This is a genomic window from Hydrogenophaga sp. (assembly GCF_011390835.1).
Taxonomy (GTDB): Bacteria; Pseudomonadota; Gammaproteobacteria; order Burkholderiales; family Burkholderiaceae_C; genus Hydrogenophaga.
The window spans coordinates 1-19,139 of the sequence record NZ_JAABRQ010000018.1 but is presented as its reverse complement, the minus strand read 5'-3'; the positions used below and the strand labels follow the sequence as shown (position 1 = coordinate 19,139).

Sequence of the window (19,139 nt, the reverse complement as noted above, 5' to 3'; positions counted from 1 at the left end):
AGCATGAACCCACATTCCCCCGAAGAAGCGTCGTCCTGGGTGTCGCGCTTCAATCTGTCCCAGTGGGCGCTGAATCACCAGGCCTTTACCCGCTACCTCATGATCGTGCTCATGCTGCTGGGCGTGGCTGCCTATTTCCAGCTCGGTCAGGATGAAGATCCGCCATTCACCTTTCGCGCTATGGTGGTGCGCGTTTTCTGGCCGGGCGCCACCGCGCAACAGATGGCCGAGCAGGTCACCGACCGCATCGAAAAGACGCTGCAGGAAGTGCCTTACGCCGACAAGATCCGAAGCTACTCCAAGCCCGGCGAGTCGCTGATCATTTTTCAGCTCAAGGATTCGTCACCACCGGGCGAGGTGCCGCAGATTTGGTACACCGCGCGCAAGAAGGTGGGCGACATTCGTGGCACGCTGCCGCAAGGGGTGGTCGGGCCGTTTTTCAACGATGAATTCGGCGATGTGTTTGGCGTCATCTATGCGCTGCAGGGCGAGGGTTTTTCGCCTGCCGACAAGAAGCAGGTCGCCGATGACGTGCGACAGCAGCTGCTGCGCGTGAAGGATGTGAACAAGGTTGACTTGTTCGGCGCGCAGGACCAGAAGCTGTACATCGAGATATCGCAGAAGCGCCTGGCGGTGCTGGGGCTCGACATCCAGCAGGTGCTGACCTCGCTTGGCCAGCAGAACGCGATTGAGTCGGCCGGCACGGTGCAAACGCCGCTGGACGCGGTGCAGGTGCGGGTGGCCGGCGCCTTCAACGATGTCGAACAATTGCGCGCGATGCCGATCCGCGCCGCCAACGGCCGCCAGATCCGCCTGGGCGACATCGCCGAGATTGGCCTGGGCTATGCCGATCCGCCGCAGGTGCAGGTGCGCCACAACGGGCTGGACAGCATCGCCCTGGGCATTTCCATGGCCAAGGGCGGTGACATCATCGCGCTGGGCAAGGCGCTCAAGGTGGCGGTGGCGAGTATCGAGCGCGACCTGCCGGCGGGCATGCAGCTGGTGCAGGTGCAGGACCAGCCCAGCGCGGTGACGAAGTCGGTCAACGAGTTCGTCAAGGTGCTGATCGAAGCGGTGGTAATCGTGCTGGCGGTGAGCTTTCTGGCGCTGGGCCTGCACCGACGCGAAGGCGGTCGTGGTTTCAAGCGCTATGTGCTCGACATGCGGCCTGGGCTGGTGGTGTTCGTCACCATTCCGCTGGTGCTGGCCATGACCTTTCTGGCCATGCAGTACTGGGGCATCGGCCTGCACAAGATATCGCTCGGCTCGCTCATCATCGCGCTCGGACTGCTGGTTGATGACGCCATCATCGCGGTGGAAATGATGGTGCGCAAGCTCGAAGAGGGCTACACCATGATGCGTGCGGCCACCTTCACCTGGGACGCCACCGCCATGCCCATGCTCACCGGCACACTGATCACCGCCGCGGGCTTCCTGCCGATCGGCCTGGCCAATTCGACCGTCGGCGAGTACACCTTCGCTATTTTTGCGGTGACCGTGATCGCACTGGTGCTGTCGTGGATCGTGGCGGTGATGTTTGTGCCTTACCTGGGCGTGAAGCTGCTCAAGGTCAAGCCGCACGTGGGGCAGGCGCACGAGGTGTTCGACGGGCCGTTTTACGTGCGTTTTCGTGCCCTGGTGAACTGGTGCGTGCTGCACCGCTGGATCACCATTGGCCTGACCATTGGCACGTTCGTGCTCGGCATTGTCGGCATGGGCAAGGTGCAGCAGCAGTTTTTCCCCGACTCCAGCCGCCCTGAAATCCTGGTCGATATCTGGCTGCCCGAAGGCGCCAGCTTTGCGGCCACGAATGCCATCAGCCGGCAGGTGGAGGCTCGGTTGGCCAAAGAAGACGGGGTGACCAGCGTGAGTACCTGGGTCGGCTCGGGGGTGCCGCGGTTCTACCTGCCGCTGGACCAGATCTTTCCGCAGACCAACGTGTCGCAATTCATTGTCTTGCCGCAAGACCTCAAGACACGCGAGTCGCTGCGCAAACGACTGCCGGCTTTGCTGGCGACCGAGTTCCCCGAGGTGCGTGGCCGCGTCAAGCTGCTGCCCAACGGGCCACCGGTGCCGTACCCGGTGCAGTTCCGCGTGGTGGGAGACGACCCGGCGGTACTTCGCGGGCTGGCCGACGAGGTCAAGGTGGCGATGCGCGAGAGTGCCAACACCCGCGGCGTGAACGACAACTGGAACGAGTCGGTCAAGGTGCTGCGCCTGGAGGTGGACCAGGCCAAGGCGCGGGCGCTCGGGGTGTCCAGCCAGTCCATCGCTCAGGCCTCCCGCACCATCCTGGTGGGCAGCACGGTCGGGCAGTACCGCGACGGCGACAGGCTGATCGATATCGTGCTGCGCCAGCCACTGTCCGAGCGCGACGCCATCAGCAGCCTGCGCAACGCTTACCTTCCCACGGCCAGCGGTCAGAGCATTCCGCTGGCGCAGATCGCTCGCCCGGTGTTCGGCTGGGAGCCCGGCGTGATCTGGCGCGAAAACCGTAACTACGCGATCACGGTGCAGAGCGATGTGGTCGAAGGACTGCAGGGCGCCACCGTCACCGCCGAGCTATTGCCCGCCATGAATACCATCAGCGGCCGCTGGGCCGAGCGAGGTCTCTCGGCTTACCGGGTCGAGGTGGCCGGCGCGGTGGAGGAGAGCAGCAAAGGTTCGTCGTCGATCGCCGCCGGTGTGCCGCTGATGCTGTTCATCACCTTCACGCTGCTGATGATCCAGTTACAGAGCTTCAGCCGGTCCTTGCTCGTGTTCCTGACCGGACCTCTGGGCTTGGCAGGGGTGGCCGGCGCGCTGCTCTTGCTCAACCGGCCGTTTGGTTTCGTCGCGCTGCTGGGTGTGATCGCCCTCATGGGCATGATCCAGCGCAATTCCGTGATCCTGATCGACCAGATCGAGCAGGACCGGCGGCGAGGTGTGCCGGCGTGGGACGCGATTGTGGAGTCGGCCGTGCGACGTATGCGGCCTATCGTGCTGACCGCTGCGGCGGCGGTGCTTGCCATGATTCCGCTGTCGCGCAGTGTGTTCTGGGGCCCGATGGCGGTGGCCATCATGGGCGGTCTGATCGTCGCCACCGTGCTCACCTTGCTGGCGCTGCCGGCGATGTACGCAGCCTGGTTCCGGGTGCAGCGGGAGCCGGCACCCAGCTGATCCAGGGCGTGGGCCGCACTGGACATGATTCAGATGTCTCACTAGAATTAAAGTGGTTCATTTGTTTCATTTTCTGCCCCTTGCCCTACCGCCACCTCGCCCAACTGCTGGATGCCCGCTTCGCCACGCTGAGCCCTGAGCTGCAGCGCGCCGCTCGCTGGGTGCGCGAGCATCCAGCCGAGCTGGGTCTGCAGTCCATGCGTCAGTCGGCCCGCTCGGCTGGTGTTGCCCCGGCCACCATGACTCGCCTGGCACAGGCCCTGGGCCTGGAAGGCTTTGACGCAATGCGTCGTCCGGCCATGGCTGCGCTGGCACGCTCGGCGGCCCAAGCCAGTGCCAACGACCCATCGGCAGAGGACCCTGACGGCGCGCCGATTAGCGCGTTGGCGCAGGCCCAGTCCCTCAACGTCGCCTCGGTGGTGGCGCGCAATGCCCTCGATCAGGTGCGGACTGCGGCCGGCGCCATCCTGGCGGCGCGCCAGGTTGCCTTTCTGGGGCAACGCGCCAGCTTCGGCATTGCCCACCACCTGCGCTATACATGCGACTGGCTGCGCGCCGGCACCCTGCTGGTGGCCGACCCGGCCGGGGCCGGCAATGACCAGCTCGCCGAGCTGACGAATGCCGACCTGCTGGTGGCGATCAGCCAGGCCCCCTACAGCGTGCAGACGGTGCAGTGCGCCCAACAGGCGCAGGCTCGTGGTGTACCGGTGCTGGCTTTGACCGACAGTGCGCTCTCGCCACTGGCCCGTGCGGCGTCGATCGTGCTGCTGTTTGACGCGGCTTCGCCCTCTTTTTTTCACTCCATGACAGGTGCCCAGGCCCTCGCCGAAACGCTGATGGCCGCCGTGGGCGAGCAGGGTGGTCCAGTCGTGGTCCAGCGCTTAACCGAGCGCCAGCAGCGGTTACAAAACGACCGTGTTTACTGGGACAAGCCCAACCGCCAGCGCCCTGCAGCCGCCTGACATTTCCGTTTTTCGAATGACTTTCAGCGAGGACCTCCCATGAACGCCCGCCCCCCCATTGCCATGCCGCAAGACGCCACCCATGTGTTCCACCGCCAACTGCACCACGACTTGCCAGTGGCCGTGAGCGGGCAGGGCATCACGCTCACCGATGCCACTGGCAAAACCTACCTGGATGCGTCTGGTGGCGCGGCCGTGTCCTGCCTGGGCCACGGCCACCCCGACGTGATCGCCGCCATGCACGCGCAGATCGACCGCCTGGCCTACGCCCACACCAGCTTCTTCACCACCGAGGTGGCCGAGGAGCTGGCCGACGTGCTGATCAGCACCGCTCCGGCTGGCATGAGCCATGTGTACTTCGTGAGCGGCGGCTCCGAAGCGATGGAAGCCGCGCTCAAGATGGCGAGGCAGTACTTCGTGGAGATCGGCCAGCCGCAGCGCCGCCACTTTATCGCCCGTCACCAGAGCTACCACGGCAACACGCTGGGCGCGTTGGCGGTGGGTGGCAACGCCTGGCGCCGCGAACAGTTCAAACCGCTGCTTATCGATGTGACCCACGTCTCGCCGTGCTACGAATACCGCCACCGGCGCGATGACGAAACCGCAGAGCAATACGGGCAGCGCCTGGTGGTCGAGCTTTCGCAGACCATTGAGCAACTGGGTGGCGAGAACGTGATGGCGTTTGTGGCCGAGACCATTGGCGGCGCCACCGCTGGTGTTCTTACCCCCGTTCCCGGCTATTTCAAAGGCGTGCGCGAACTGTGTGACCGTCACGGCATTCTGCTGATTCTTGATGAGGTAATGTGCGGCATGGGCCGCTGCGGCACGCTGCACGCTTGCGAAGCTGAGGGCGTTGTGCCCGACCTGCTGGCCATCGCCAAGGGGCTGGGCGGCGGCTACCAGCCCATCGGTGCGGTGCTGGCGCAGGAAAAATTGGTCGACGCATTCCGCCAGGGTAGCGGCCTGTTTCAGCATGGCCACACCTACCTGGGCCACGCGGTGGCTTGCGCGGCGGCGCTGGCGGTTCAGCGCGTGATGGTGCGCGACGATCTGCTGGCGCAGGTGAAGTCGCGCGGTCGTTACCTTCAGGCGGCGTTGGCGCATGCCTTCGGCGAGCACCCCCATGTGGGCGACATCCGCGGACGTGGCCTTTTCTGGGGCATCGAGCTGGTGGCCGACCGTGCGAGCAAACAATGGTTCGATCCCGCTCGCAAGCTCCACGTCAAGATCAAGCGTGCGGCCATGGCCGAGGGCGTGATGGTCTATCCCATGGGCGGCACGGTGGACGGCCGATGCGGCGACCACGTGCTGCTGGCGCCACCCTTCATCAGCAGCGAAGACGAGCTGAGCCAGATCGTGACGCGCTTGGGTCGTGCGATCGGCGTGGCGCTGAGCAGCTGATCTCAAATCACGAAATCGGAATTCGGTGACCGAAGTCAGGCTCGGGTAACTACGTAGGACCCCGAATCAATCGGCCTGCCGATTTCCAGTAGGATAAAAAAGTACCTATTTGGCCCACAAGGCTTGTATCGACAGTCCTGAAAAGCAGGACCCAACCAGGAGATTCCATGAAGAAGTTGTCTGCTTGCATCACCGCCATCGCTGCGGCCACCGCCATGCTGGCGCCCGTCACCAGCGTCCAGGCGCAGCAAAAGTTCATGACCATCGGCACCGGTGGCGTTACGGGTGTTTACTACGCTGCGGGCGGCTCGATCTGCCGTCTCGTGAACAAGGACCGCGCCAAGCACGGCTTCCGTTGCACGGTGGAATCCACCGGTGGCTCGGTGGCCAACATCAACACGATCAAGGGCGGTGACCTGGACTTTGGCGTCGCTCAGTCCGACTGGAATTACCACGGCTACAAGGGCACCAAAGCCTTTGAAAGCAGCGGCCCCTTCCCCGATCTGCGTTCGGTGTTTTCCATCCACCCAGAGCCTTTCACGGTGTTGGCGCGCGCCGATGCCAACATCAAGACCTTCACCGACCTCAAAGGCAAGCGCGTCAACGTGGGCAATCCAGGTTCGGGCACCCGTGCGTCCATGGACGAGTTGCTGGCCGCTCAGGGCATGAAGCTGTCCGACTTCGGTTTGGCTGCCGAGCTCAAGGCTGATGAACACGGCGCAGCCCTGTGCGACAACAAGATCGACGCCTTCTTCTACGGCGTGGGCCACCCCAGCGCGAACATTCAGGACCCGGTCACCACCTGTGGCGCCAAGCTGGTGAGCATCACCGGCCCGGGCGTGGACAAGCTCGTGGCAGCCAATTCGTACTACGCCAAGGCCAACATCCCGGGCGGCCTGTACAAAGGCAACGATGCCCCGACGCCGACCTACGGTGTGCTGGCCACGTTTGTCACCTCGGCCAAGGCCTCGGACGACATGGTCTACACCCTGGTGAAGGCGGTGTTCGAGAACTTCGACGATTTCAAGAAGCTGCACCCGGCGTTTGCCAACCTGAACCCAGAGAACATGGTGAAGGACGGTCTGTCGGCACCCCTGCACAACGGCGCGGCCAAGTACTACAAGGAAAAGGGCTGGATCAAGTAAATCGGTCCCCCGCCTGATCGAGCACCCCATGCGCGGCCAGCCCGCCCATGGGGTTTTTTGATTCAGGCTTTTGAATTTCGCTTGTCAGGCGGGCCGAACGCGTCCGCGGAAAGATGGAGTTGCCCTCATGAGCACAGACAACAAAAATCCCTCGCCGGCCGAAATCGACGTCAACCAGCTGGTGGCCGACAACGACTCGGGCGGGCGACAGCCGGGCCCGGTAGTGGCCAAGCTGCTGCTGGCGGTGGCCGTGGCCTGGTCGCTGTTCCAGCTCTGGATAGCCTCGCCGCTGCCGTTCAGCCTGGGCATCTTCGTGCTCAACGACACCGAGAGTCGCGCGATCCACCTCGCGTTCGCGGTGTTCCTCGGCTACATGGCCTACCCGGCCAGCAAGCGTTCACCGCGCGATCGGGTGCCCATCACCGACTGGGTGCTGGCGCTGGTGGGCGCCTATTGCGCGGCCTACCTGTTCATCTTTTACCGCGAGCTGGCCACCCGGCCCGGCCAGCCCACACCGATGGACGTGTGGACCGCTGCTGTCGGCATCCTGCTGCTGCTGGAGGCCACGCGCCGGGTGCTGGGTCTGCCCATGGTCATCGTGGCCGTGGTGTTCTTGATATACACCTTTGCCGGCCCCTACATGCCCGAGCTGGTGGCGCACCGCGGTGCCTCGCTGGACCGCGCCATGACGCACCAGTGGCTGACCACCGAGGGCGTGTTTGGCGTGGCGCTGGGGGTGTCCAGCGGCTTCATTTTCCTCTTCGTGCTGTTCGGCTCGCTGCTCGACAAGGCGGGCGCGGGCAACTACTTCATCAAGTCGGCGTTTGCGCTGCTGGGCCACATGCGAGGCGGTCCGGCCAAGGCGGCCGTGGTGGCCTCGGCCGCCACCGGCATTATCTCAGGCTCGTCGATCGCCAACGTGGTCACCACCGGCACCTTCACCATCCCGCTCATGAAGCGCGTGGGTTACCGCGGTGACCAGGCTGGCGCGGTCGAGGTCTCTTCGTCCGTCAACGGCCAGATCATGCCGCCTGTGATGGGGGCTGCGGCCTTTCTGATGGTCGAGTACGTCGGCATCCCCTACATCGAGGTCATGAAGCACGCCTTCCTGCCCGCGATCATTTCCTATATCGCGCTGTTCTACATCGTGCACCTTGAAGCCCTCAAGGCCGACATGCAGGGCCTGCCGCGGCGCGTGCAGTCCACCGGCATGCAGCGGCTGATCTCGTTCGTGACCACGGTCACGGGCTTCATCGTGCTCGCCGGCATCACCTACTACACGATCAGCTTCATCAAGTCGTCGCTCGGCGCTGCGGCAATTCCAGCCATTGGCGTGCTGCTGTTGTCCGCGTACCTTGGCCTGCTGTGGGTGGGCTCGCGCCAGCCCGATCTGCAACTCGATGACCCCAACGCCCCCGTTTTTGAACTGCCCGAGACCGGACCCACCGTGCGTTCTGGCCTGCACTACCTGCTGGCCGTGGTGGTGCTGGTTTGGTGCCTGATGGTGGAGCAGCTGTCGCCCGCACTCTCGGCGTTCTGGGCCACCATGTTCATGGTCTTCATCATCCTGACGCAGAAACCCATCATCGGCGTGATGCGCGGCGCGCACAACATCTCGGCCGACCTCAAGGCCGGTCTGGCCGATCTGATCTCGGGCCTGGAGACCGGCGCCCGCAACATGATCGGCATCGGGGTGGCCACGGCGGCGGCAGGCATCATCGTCGGCACGGTCTCGCTCACCGGCGTCGGCTTGGTGATGACCGAGATCGTGGAGATCCTCTCCGGCGGCAACCTCATGCTGATGCTGGTGCTGGTGGCGGTCATCAGCCTGATCCTGGGCATGGGACTGCCGACCACGGCCAACTACATCGTAGTTTCCACCCTCATGGCGCCGGTGGTGGTGGAGCTGGGCGCTCAAAGTGGCCTGATCGTGCCGCTGATCGCAGTGCACCTCTTCGTGTTCTATTTCGGACTCATGGCTGACGTGACGCCGCCGGTGGGGCTAGCCTCGTTTGCGGCCGCCGCCATTGCGCGTCACGACCCGATCCAGACCGGTGTGACCGCCTTCTTCTACAGCATGCGCACGGCCATCCTGCCTTTCTTGTTCATTTTCAACACCCAGTTGTTGTTGATCGGACTGGACGGGCCCTTTCATCTGATCATGACGGTTGGAACGGCGGTGATTGCGATGCTGGTCTTCGCCGCGGCAACGCAGGGTTTCTTTATCGTGCGCAGCCGCTGGTACGAGTCCGTGGCCATGCTGTTGGTGTGTTTCACGCTGTTCCGCCCCGGTTTCTGGATGGACATGATTCACCCGCCGTTTGACGAGATCAAGGGCGAGCAGATGTTCCAGACCATCGCCGAGGCGCCCGCCGGCACCAGCAAGCGGGTCTGGATCGAAGGGCTGAACCTCAATGGAGATGAAATCCGCAAGGGGGTGTTGCTGCCACTGGGTGACCTGGCCGATGCCAAGACGCGACTGGGTACCTCGGGACTGACGGTCATGGCTGATGGTGACGCCCTGATGGTCGCCGGGGTGAAGTTCGGTAGCCAGGCGGAAAAGCTTGGTATCGAGCAGAGCTTCCGCATCACCTCGATCGAAGTGCCAGCCGATCGTCCCGCAAAGGAGTGGTTGTTCCTGCCCGCGTTCGCTTTGCTGGGTTTGGTAGTCTGGCTGCAGCGGGCTCGCCGTCCAGCGCCTAAGCTGAAGCCCGCGTGAATGGAGCTGCCCCATCAGCGCCACTACGCGTGGCGCTGATCCACGCGCTGGCGCATTCGGTAGATCCGATCAACCAGGCGCTTCAGCGGGATTGGCCAGAGGCCGTGCGCATGAACCTGCTGGATGACAGCCTTTCGGCCGACCTTGCGCGCAGCGGCACGGGGCTGGACGCAGCCATGCACCAGCGCTTTGAGGCGCTGGCGGCCTACGCCGAAGGCACGGGCGCACAAGCCATTCTGTTCACCTGTTCGGCCTTTGGCGCCTGCATCGAGGCGGTAGCGAACAAGCGCCCTTACATGCCGGTACTCAAACCCAACGAGGCCATGGTGGCCGAGGCCAGGGCGCTGGCGGGTGCGCAGGGGCGCATCGGTCTAATCGCTTCGTTTGCACCTACTCTGGCATCCATGCCTTCCGAGTTTCCCGCCGATATCGATCTGCGCACAGCGCTGGCCGACGGCGCCCTGGATGCATTGAACGCAGGCGATGGGGCTCAACACGACGCGATGGTGGTGAACGCGGCCAGGCAGCTGAAGGGGCAGGGCTGCACCGCGATCGCCCTGGCCCAGTTCAGCATGGCGCGGGCCCGTCAGGCCGTCTTGGATTCGGTTGGCCTGCCAGTGCTGACCACGCCCGACAGCGCGGTGCGCCTGCTGCGCCGCCTTCTGGGGGCCTGAGCTGGCCCGCATTACCTGCTCCCCTCCGAACGGGCGAGCAGATGCCAGCGGCTACAATAGAAGGTTGCCGAGAAGCGGGTCGAATCCGCACGAACACCTTGTGTGCCGTGCTTCGACCCGACATGTCAGGCGCGCGGGTGGCGAAATTGGTAGACGCACCAGGTTTAGGTCCTGACGCCAGCAATGGTGTGGGGGTTCGAGTCCCCCCCCGCGCACCACAACAATGCACAGATTTATCCCCCGTCGGCCGGACTGGCTGGCCGACGGTCCATCTTCTGGAGAATGCCATGACCGTGACCGTTGAAACCCTGGAAAAGCTCGAACGCAAGATCACGCTGACCTTGCCCGCCGATGTGATCCAGAACGAAGTGACCCGCCGCCTCAAAGATGTGGCACGCAAGGTCAAGATGGACGGTTTTCGTCCAGGTAAGGTGCCTCTGAACGTGGTGGCGCAGCAGTACGGCTATTCAGTGCACTACGAGGTGATGAACGACAAAGTCGGTGAGGCTTTTTCCATGGCGGCCAACGAAGCCAAGCTGCGCGTGGCCGGTCAGCCCAAGATCACCGAGAAGGAAGGGGCCCCCGAAGGCCAGATCGCCTTTGATGCGGTGTTTGAGGTCTACCCGGAGGTCAAGCTCGGTGACCTCAGCACAGCCGAGATCGAAAAAGCGTCTACCGAAGTCAGCGACGCGGCCATCGACCGCACCCTGGACATCCTGCGCAAGCAGCGCCGCACCTTCGCCCAGCGGGCCCAGGACCAAGCGGCGGTCGACGGCGACCGCGTCACCATCGACTTCGCTGGCAAGATCGACGGCGAGGCGTTTGAAGGCGGCAAGGCCGAAGCTTTCCAGTTCATCGTGGGTGACGGCCAGATGCTCAAGGAGTTCGAAGACGCGGTGCGTGGCATGAAGTCGGGCGAGTCCAAGACCTTCCCGCTGGCCTTCCCGGCCGACTACCACGGCAAGGATGTGGCCGGCAAGACCGCCGACTTCCTGGTCACGGTCAACAAGATCGAAGCGGCTCACCTGCCCGAGGTGGACGGTGCGCTGGCCAAATCGCTCGGCATCGCCGAAGGCACGGTGGAAGGCCTACGTGCCGACATCAAGAAGAACCTGGAGCGTGAGGTGAAATTCCGCCTGCAGGCGCGCAACAAGCAGGCCGCCATGGATGCGCTCGCTGCCAAGGCCGAGCTCGACCTGCCCAAGTCGGTGGTGCAGGCCGAGCTGGAGCGCCTGGTCGAAGGTGCCCGCGCCGACCTGAAGCAGCGCGGCGTGAAGGACGCCGACAAGGCCCCGATCCCCGACGACCTGTTCCGCCCTCAGGCCGAGCGCCGCGTGCGCCTGGGTCTGGTGGTGGCTGAGCTGGTGCGCGAGAAGGCGCTGCAAGCCAAGCCCGAGCAGATCAAGGCACACATCGAAGAGTTGTCGGCGTCATACGAGAAGCCGGCTGATGTGGTTCGCTGGTACACCGGCGACAACCGCCGCATGGCTGAAGTGGAAGCCATCGTGATCGAGAACAACGTCACCGAGTACGTGCTGGCACAGGCCAAGGTCACCGAGAAGTCGATTGACTTTGACGAATTGATGGGCCAGTCCTGATCGTCTTGCCTTGCAGGACTGAAGAGGGCGGAGCAATCCGCCCTTTTTTGTCTCTGGGATCTTGCCTTTGCCGACATGCCCGCCATATGCCCGGTGGTGTCATGTCCGTCTGCGCCGATCCGTATCGGCAGGTTGGTTACAGTAAGGGCATGGCGCACACACTACCCCGCGCCACCACACGGAGAACCGCATGAGCGTTATGGACATTCAAGGCCTGGGCATGGTGCCCATGGTGATCGAACAATCGGGCCGCGGCGAGCGCGCTTACGACATTTATTCGCGCCTGCTCAAAGAGCGCGTCATCTTCCTGGTCGGTGAGGTCAACGACCATTCCGCCAACTTGCTCGTGGCGCAGCTGCTCTTTCTGGAGAGTGAGAACCCCGACAAAGACATCTCGTTCTACATCAACTCGCCCGGCGGCTCGGTCACGGCGGGCATGGCGATTTTTGATACGATGAATTTCATCAAGCCCGATGTGTCGACCCTCTGTGTGGGCTTCGCCGCCAGCATGGGCGCCTTCCTGCTGGCTGCCGGTACCAAGGGCAAGCGCTTCTCGCTGCCCAACTCCAAGATCATGATCCACCAGCCCTCGGGCGGAAGCCGGGGCCAGGCCACCGAGATCGAGATTCAGGCGCGCGAGATCCTCAAGACCCGCGAACAGCTCAACAAGATCTTGGCTGAGCGCACCGGGCAGCCGCTGGAGCGCATTGCCCGTGACACCGAGCGCGACTACTACATGACAGCCGCCGAGTCGGCGGACTACGGCCTGATCGACAAGGTGATCGACAAGCGCCCCTCGGCAGCCTGATGGCGCGGTTTTGCGCAAAAAAGCCGGCTCGAACCCAGTAAACAGCGCTGAATCTGCCCAAATACAGCGCTTTTCCCGGTTATGGGCGCATCCTCGCTTGAACTATCATCAACGACACGGCATCAACTCGTTACAACTGAACCACGCAACTCATGGCCGATAAAAAAGCCGCCTCTGGCGAAAAAGCTCTCTATTGCTCCTTCTGTGGCAAGAGCCAGCATGAGGTCAAGAAGCTGATTGCCGGTCCGTCGGTGTTCATCTGCGACGAGTGCATCGAGCTGTGCAATGACATCATCCGAGACGAGTTGCCCGGGCTGGAGTCGGTCAAATCCTCGGGCGATGAGGTGCCTACGCCAGCCGAACTCAAGGCCAACCTGGACCAGTATGTGATCGGCCAGGACACCGCCAAGCGGGCCTTGGCGGTGGCGGTCTACAACCACTACAAACGCCTTCGCCACAAGCAGACTGCCCGCAAGGACGAGGTGGAGCTGGCCAAGAGCAACATCTTGCTGTTGGGGCCCACCGGATCGGGCAAGACCCTGCTGGCGCAGACCATGGCGCGTATGCTTAACGTGCCGTTTGTGATGGCCGATGCGACCACTCTGACCGAAGCCGGCTACGTGGGCGAAGATGTGGAAAACATCGTGGCCAAGCTGCTGCAGAGCTGCAATTACGATGTGGAGCGCGCCCAGCAGGGCATCGTCTACATCGACGAGATCGACAAGATCACCCGCAAGTCGGACAACCCGTCCATCACCCGCGACGTGTCGGGCGAAGGCGTGCAGCAAGCGCTGCTCAAGCTGATCGAAGGCACCATGGCGAGCGTGCCGCCCCAGGGCGGTCGCAAACACCCCAACCAGGACTTCCTGCAGGTCGACACGACCAACATCCTGTTCATCTGCGGCGGCGCGTTTGCTGGGCTGGAGAAGATCATTGAGAACCGCACCGAGGCCTCTGGCATGGGGTTCGGCGCCGTGGTCAAAAGCAAGAAGCAGCGCAGCCTGACAGATGCCTTCAAGGAAATCGAACCTGAAGATCTGATCAAGTTCGGTCTCATCCCAGAGCTGGTGGGGCGCGTGCCAGTGATCGCCGCGCTATCGGAGCTGAGCGAAGACGCACTGGTAGAAATCCTGACCGCGCCCAAGAATGCGGTGGTCAAGCAGTTTTCCCGCCTGTTGTCGATGGAGGGCGCTGAGCTGGAAGTGCGCCCCGCTGCACTCAAGGCCATCGCCCGCAAGGCGCTGGCGCGCAAGACCGGCGCGCGTGGACTGCGCTCGATCCTGGAAAACGCGCTGATCGACACCATGTTTGATTTGCCCGGTATGAGCAATGTGGAGAAGGTGGTGGTGGACGAGTCCACCATCGATGAGAACAAGCCGCCTCTGCTCGTTTACCGCGAAGCGGCCAAGCAGGCCTGAACGACCCCGGGGCGGCACCTGCGCCGCGCGGCCGATTACGACGATGCGTCCGGTTGATATCGCCCGCATCTGCCCCATCTGTCCATTTTGTTGAGGTTGAGAAATGTCCGGACAAACCCCTTTGCCGAGTACCCCCGTGGAACTGCCCCTGTTGCCCTTGCGCGATGTGGTGGTGTTCCCGCACATGGTCATTCCGCTGTTCGTCGGCCGCCCCAAGAGCATCAAAGCCTTGGAGGCTGCGATGGAGTCGGAGCGCCGCATCATGCTGGTGGCGCAAAAGGCCGCTGCAAAGGACGAGCCGTCGACCGACGACATGTTCGAGATGGGCTGCGTGGCCACCATCCTGCAGATGCTCAAGCTGCCCGACGGAACCGTGAAGGTGCTGGTCGAAGGCGTTCAGCGCGCCAAGGTCTTGTCCATCACCGAAGGTGAAAGCCATTTTGTGGCCAGTGTGAACCCGGTGGATCCGGCGGTCGAGCGCACCGAAATGTTGTCGACCGAGCTCGAAGCGCTGCGCCGCGCGGTGATGCAGCAGTTTGACCAGTACGTCAAACTCAACAAGAAGATTCCGTCAGAAATACTCACCTCGATCTCCAGCATCGACGATCCAGGCCGGCTGGCCGACACCATCGCAGCGCACCTGCCGCTCAAGCTCGAATCCAAGCAGGTCGTGCTCGATCTCGACCCGGTCAACAAGCGGCTGGAAAACCTGTTCGAGCAGCTCGAGCGCGAAGTCGACATCCTGAACGTTGACAAGAAAATCCGGGGCCGCGTCAAGCGCCAGATGGAGAAGAACCAGCGCGATTTTTACTTGAACGAGCAGGTCAAGGCGATCCAGAAGGAGCTCGGCGAAGGCGAAGAGGGCGCCGACATCGAGGAGATCGAGAAAAAGATCAAGGCGGCCCGCATGCCCGCCGAGGCGCGCAAGAAGGCCGAAGCCGAGTTCAAGAAGCTCAAGCTGATGTCTCCCATGTCGGCCGAGGCCACGGTGGTGCGCAACTACATCGACGCGCTGGTCGCCTTGCCCTGGAGCAAGAAGACCAAGATCAAGCACGATCTGTCGTACGCCGAGGCCGTGCTCAACGAAGACCACTACGGGCTGGAGAAGGTCAAGGACCGCATCCTTGAGTACCTCGCGGTGCAGCAGCGCGTGGACAAGGTGAAGGCGCCGATCCTGTGTCTGGTGGGTCCACCCGGCGTGGGCAAGACCTCACTCGGCCAATCGGTCGCCAAGGCCACCGGTCGCAAGTACGTGCGCATGGCCCTGGGCGGCATGCGCGATGAAGCCGAGATCCGTGGTCACCGCCGCACCTATATCGGCGCCATGCCAGGCAAGGTGCTGCAAAGCCTGTCAAAGATCGGCACCCGCAATCCGCTGTTCCTGCTCGACGAAATCGACAAGCTGGGCACCGATTTCCGCGGCGACCCGTCCAGCGCACTGCTGGAGGTGTTGGACCCGGAGCAGAACCACACCTTCGGCGACCACTATGTCGAGGTCGACTTCGACCTGTCCGACGTGATGTTCGTCGCCACTTCGAACTCGATGAACATCCCGCCAGCGCTGCTGGACCGCATGGAGGTGATCCGCCTCTCGGGTTATACGGAAGAGGAAAAAACCAATATCGCGATCCGATACCTGTTGCCCAAGCAGTTGAAGAACAACGGCATCCAGGAGGGTGAGCTGGAGGTTAGGGAGTCGGCGGTGCGCGATATCGTGCGCTACTACACCCGCGAGGCTGGCGTGCGCTCGCTGGAGCGCGAGCTCTCCAAGATCTGCCGGAAAGTGGTCAAAGGCCTGCTGCTGAAGAAGTACACGCCCACGTTGGTGGTCGATGAGGACAATCTCAGCGAATTCCTGGGTGTGCGCAAGTACTCCTACGGTCGTGCCGAACAGCAGAACCAGGTCGGCCAGGTGGTCGGTCTGGCCTGGACCGAAGTGGGTGGCGATCTGCTGACCATCGAGGTGGCGATCATGCCGGGCAAAGGCGTGATCACCCGCACGGGTTCGTTGGGCGACGTGATGAAGGAGTCGGTCGAGGCCGCGCGCACCGTGGTGCGCAGCCGCGCCCGGGCGCTGGGTATCAAGGACGAGCGCTTCGACAAGCGCGACATTCACATCCACGTGCCTGACGGTGCCACGCCAAAGGATGGCCCGAGTGCAGGTGCGGCCATGACCACAGCGCTGGTGTCGGCCCTGACGGGCATTCCGGTGCGCGCCGATGTCGCGATGACGGGTGAGATCACGCTGCGCGGCGAGGTCACCGCCATCGGGGGACTGAAAGAAAAGCTGCTGGCCGCTTTGCGCGGTGGCATCAAAACCGTGATCATCCCCGAGGAAAACGTCAAGGACCTCGCCGATATTCCGGACAACGTGAAGCAAGGCCTGGAGATCGTGCCGGTCAAATGGATTGATAAGGTGCTATCGATAGCGCTTGAACGCAACCCGGTGGCGCTGACCGACGAAGAGGTCGCTGAGCAGGTGGCGGCCGCTTCCGTGGCAGCTTCTGCACCGGCTACGGACACGGTGAAGCACTGAGCCAAGAATTTTTCGGGGCCTAACCAGAGGTGCCAATTTTTCTGGCTATAATTCTGGTTTTCGACGAACACACCAATACGTCGAAGCGATGCGGGAATAGCTCAGTTGGTAGAGCGCAACCTTGCCAAGGTTGAGGTCGCGAGTTCGAGTCTCGTTTCCCGCTCCAGATCAAGAAAAAAGGGAAGCGCTGGCTTCCCTTTTTTGTCGGTGAGTGGGATGGCAGATGGCTGCACCCCACCGCCCATGTTTTGCGGCGCGATAGCAAAGCGGTTATGCAACGGATTGCAAATCCGTCTAGCCCGGTTCGACTCCGGGTCGCGCCTCCAGCCTCCCCATGCCCCGCCCAGTGCGGGGCATTTTGTTGTCTGCGGGCGCCGCGCCGACCCTGCCACAATGTGTCCAGGCCTCGATGGTGAAATTGGTAGACACAGCGGACTTAAAATCCGCCGCTTTCCCGTGAGGGGGCGTACCGGTTCGACCCCGGTTCGAGGCACCAGCCAGGCATGCAGGCCCTAGGCTTTTTCCGTCTTCAACGGTACAGTGAGTTTCATGACCCGATACAACGCGCCCTTCGAAATCCATCTGCATGGTGACGTGCCGCTGCGCGATGACGTGGTGTTTGCCCAGATCCAGGACGCACTCAGGCCGCTGTGGCAATACGCGGGTGCCAAGTCGCTCGCCGCCGCTGCGGAGAGCGCCTACGAAGACGAGCCAGGCATTCGTTTTGATGCCGAGACGCATGTGCTCAGCATCTGCTGGACCGTGCCTGGCGACGAGGATTTCCGCCAGGTGATGGAAGAGACCTGTATGGGTCTCAATGAGATCGCTTCGGCCGGCGCTCCGCTTGAGGTGTCTTTCTACGACACCGAGTACGACGAGGAAGAAGCGCCGGAGTCGGAAGAGGATGGCGAGGCCCGCGACGATTTCATGATGTGTTTCGTGGGGCCCACGCCCGCGGCCATTCTTCAGGTGCAGCGCGATCTGCTGGTGCAGGACGTGGTGCACATCATGGAGCGACATTTCGACGCCTCGGAGCTCAGCGGCGTGGTCGGTGCGGTAGACCAGCTGTTCACCGAGCGCTTTGACGCGTTGGTGAGCTCCATGCACCTGGGCAAACCCCCGCGTGGTCATGGCGGTTCGTCGGGTCATGGCGGCGGACGCAAGCCGCGCCACCTGCACTGAGTCCTGTGCCCCATCGCGCTGACCGGGACGCGCGCTAGACTCCCCGCGTGCCGGCGCTGTTCGCCGGCCTGGAGCACGCATGGCCCTGTTCAGCAACGAAGCCCTCAACCCCGGTGTGCGCAAGCGCGAGGTGTTCGGTTGGGCGATGTACGACTTCGCCAACTCGGGCTACACCACAGTGGTGCTCACCGCCGTGTTTGCCGCCTATTTCGTGGGTGCGGTGGCGGGTGGGGCGTCCTGGGCCACTTTTGTCTGGACGCTGGCGCTCAGCGTCTCCCATGCCCTGGTCATGCTCACCATGCCGGCTCTGGGCGCGTGGGCGGACCGCCACGGCGCCAAGAAGCACTTGCTGATGCTCAGCACCATCGGCTGTGTGCTGGCCACCGCTGGTCTCGCTTCGGTGGGACCGGGCGCGGTGTGGCTGGCGGTGGGCCTGGTGATTCTGTCCAATGTGTGTTTCGCCTGGGGCGAGTCGCTGATTGCAGCCTTTCTGCCTGAGCTGGCGCGGCCGTCGGCCATGGGGCGGGTGAGTGGCTGGGGCTGGAGCTTTGGCTATTTCGGCGGCATGCTGGCGCTGGGGCTGAGCCTGGCTTATGTGCTCTGGGCCCAGGCGCAGGGACAGAAGGCAGCCCAGTTTGTACCCGTCACCATGCTGATCACCGCGGTGATCTTCGCGCTGGCCGCGAGCGTCACGATGGCACTTCTGACCGAACGCGCCCAGCCGAATCCGAACGTCGGGGCTAGTGGCGTGCGCGACTCGCTTCGTCAGCTGCGCCGCACATTCGACAACGCCAAGCGGTACACGGACTACATGTGGCTGCTGGCCTGCGCCGTGGCGTACCAAGGCGGGGTCGCGGTGGCTATCACCCTGGCCGCGATCTATGCTGAGCAGGTGATCGGCTTCGTGCAGCAGGAAACCATGTTGCTGATCTTTGTCCTCAACATCGCCGCGGCCGTGGGCGCCTTTGCCTTTGGTTACTGGCAGGACCGGCTCGGCCACAAGCTGGCGCTGGGCATCACGCTGGTGGGCTGGATGGCCACTTGCATCATCGCCGCGCTCACCACCACAAAAGGCGGCTTCTGGTACGCCGCGGCCATCGCCGGTCTGTGTATGGGCAGTAGCCAGTCGTCAGGCCGGGCCATGGCGGGCCTGTTTGCCCCGCCTGCGCAGCTGGCCGAGTTCTATGGCCTGTGGACCTTTGCCACGCGGCTAGCGAGCATCATCGGACCGCTTAGCTACGGCGCCATCACCTGGATGACCGATGGCAACCAGCGGCTGGCGATCGGGTTCACCGCAGTGCTGTTCCTGGTGGGCCTGGTGTTGCTGCAGCCGGTGAACATGGCGCGCGGGCGAGCGGCGGCACTGGCGGACGCGCCGGCGCCTGCGCGGACCCGCTGAGTTCAGGCTGCAGCAACCTGCACCGCCATGCTCAGCCAGCGGGATGCGGCGTGCTCCAGGGACGTGTGGTCGCCTGTGCTCAGCAGCGTGAAGGTGCCTGACTCGGTGCCGACGGCAGGCGTTTCCAGACTCAACACC

The 19,139-nt window shown here is 63.3% G+C and carries 12 protein-coding genes and 4 tRNA genes; all 16 read left to right on the top strand.

Annotation, left to right across the window (positions count from 1 at the left end; translation table 11 throughout):
* Positions 1-3 precede the first annotated feature (3 nt).
* Positions 4-3,159: an efflux RND transporter permease subunit gene (locus GPT34_RS11770; RefSeq protein WP_291012574.1), complete on the top strand. Its 3,156-nt coding sequence runs from the start codon at positions 4-6 to the stop codon at positions 3,157-3,159.
* A gap of 80 nt (positions 3,160-3,239) precedes the next feature.
* Positions 3,240-4,121 carry a MurR/RpiR family transcriptional regulator gene (locus tag GPT34_RS11765; RefSeq protein WP_291012572.1) on the top strand — a complete coding sequence of 294 codons (882 nt, stop codon included), beginning with the start codon at positions 3,240-3,242 and terminating at the stop codon, positions 4,119-4,121.
* Between the two features lie 39 nt (positions 4,122-4,160).
* A complete protein-coding gene (locus GPT34_RS11760) occupies positions 4,161-5,522 on the top strand; it encodes an aspartate aminotransferase family protein (protein ID WP_291012570.1) in 1,362 nt (453 codons plus the stop codon).
* Positions 5,523-5,689: 167 nt separating this feature from the next.
* Positions 5,690-6,667 (top strand): TAXI family TRAP transporter solute-binding subunit, encoded by a 978-nt coding sequence (locus GPT34_RS11755; protein WP_291012567.1) that lies wholly within the window; start codon positions 5,690-5,692, stop codon positions 6,665-6,667.
* A gap of 127 nt (positions 6,668-6,794) precedes the next feature.
* Positions 6,795-9,386 carry a TRAP transporter permease gene (locus GPT34_RS11750; RefSeq protein WP_291012564.1) on the top strand — a complete coding sequence of 864 codons (2,592 nt, stop codon included), beginning with the start codon at positions 6,795-6,797 and terminating at the stop codon, positions 9,384-9,386.
* A gap of 29 nt (positions 9,387-9,415) precedes the next feature.
* A complete protein-coding gene (locus GPT34_RS11745) occupies positions 9,416-10,060 on the top strand; it encodes an aspartate/glutamate racemase family protein (protein WP_291012562.1) in 645 nt (214 codons plus the stop codon).
* Positions 10,061-10,191: 131 nt separating this feature from the next.
* Positions 10,192-10,278 (top strand) — tRNA-Leu (locus tag GPT34_RS11740).
* Between the two features lie 69 nt (positions 10,279-10,347).
* The gene (gene tig / locus GPT34_RS11735; protein ID WP_291012560.1) at positions 10,348-11,658 is read left to right on the top strand and encodes a trigger factor; all 1,311 of its coding nucleotides are present in this window, start codon (positions 10,348-10,350) and stop codon (positions 11,656-11,658) included.
* A gap of 190 nt (positions 11,659-11,848) precedes the next feature.
* Positions 11,849-12,466, top strand: a complete 618-nt coding sequence (clpP, locus tag GPT34_RS11730; RefSeq protein ID WP_291012558.1) for an ATP-dependent Clp endopeptidase proteolytic subunit ClpP — start codon at positions 11,849-11,851, stop codon at positions 12,464-12,466.
* Positions 12,467-12,618: 152 nt separating this feature from the next.
* Positions 12,619-13,884 (top strand): ATP-dependent Clp protease ATP-binding subunit ClpX, encoded by a 1,266-nt coding sequence (gene clpX, locus GPT34_RS11725; protein ID WP_291012556.1) that lies wholly within the window; start codon positions 12,619-12,621, stop codon positions 13,882-13,884.
* A gap of 103 nt (positions 13,885-13,987) precedes the next feature.
* Positions 13,988-16,420 (top strand): endopeptidase La, encoded by a 2,433-nt coding sequence (lon, locus tag GPT34_RS11720; protein ID WP_291012554.1) that lies wholly within the window; start codon positions 13,988-13,990, stop codon positions 16,418-16,420.
* Between the two features lie 90 nt (positions 16,421-16,510).
* A tRNA-Gly gene (locus tag GPT34_RS11715) sits at positions 16,511-16,586 on the top strand.
* Between the two features lie 86 nt (positions 16,587-16,672).
* Positions 16,673-16,746 (top strand) — tRNA-Cys (locus tag GPT34_RS11710).
* A 77-nt stretch (positions 16,747-16,823) separates the two neighbouring features.
* Positions 16,824-16,916 (top strand) — tRNA-Leu (locus GPT34_RS11705).
* Between the two features lie 53 nt (positions 16,917-16,969).
* On the top strand, positions 16,970-17,602 hold the full coding sequence (locus tag GPT34_RS11700) for a DUF6806 family protein (protein ID WP_291012552.1): 633 nt from the start codon (positions 16,970-16,972) through the stop codon (positions 17,600-17,602).
* A 79-nt stretch (positions 17,603-17,681) separates the two neighbouring features.
* Entirely contained in the window at positions 17,682-19,001 is a 1,320-nt protein-coding gene (locus GPT34_RS11695) for an MFS transporter (protein ID WP_291012550.1), read from the top strand.
* Positions 19,002-19,139 lie beyond the last annotated feature (138 nt).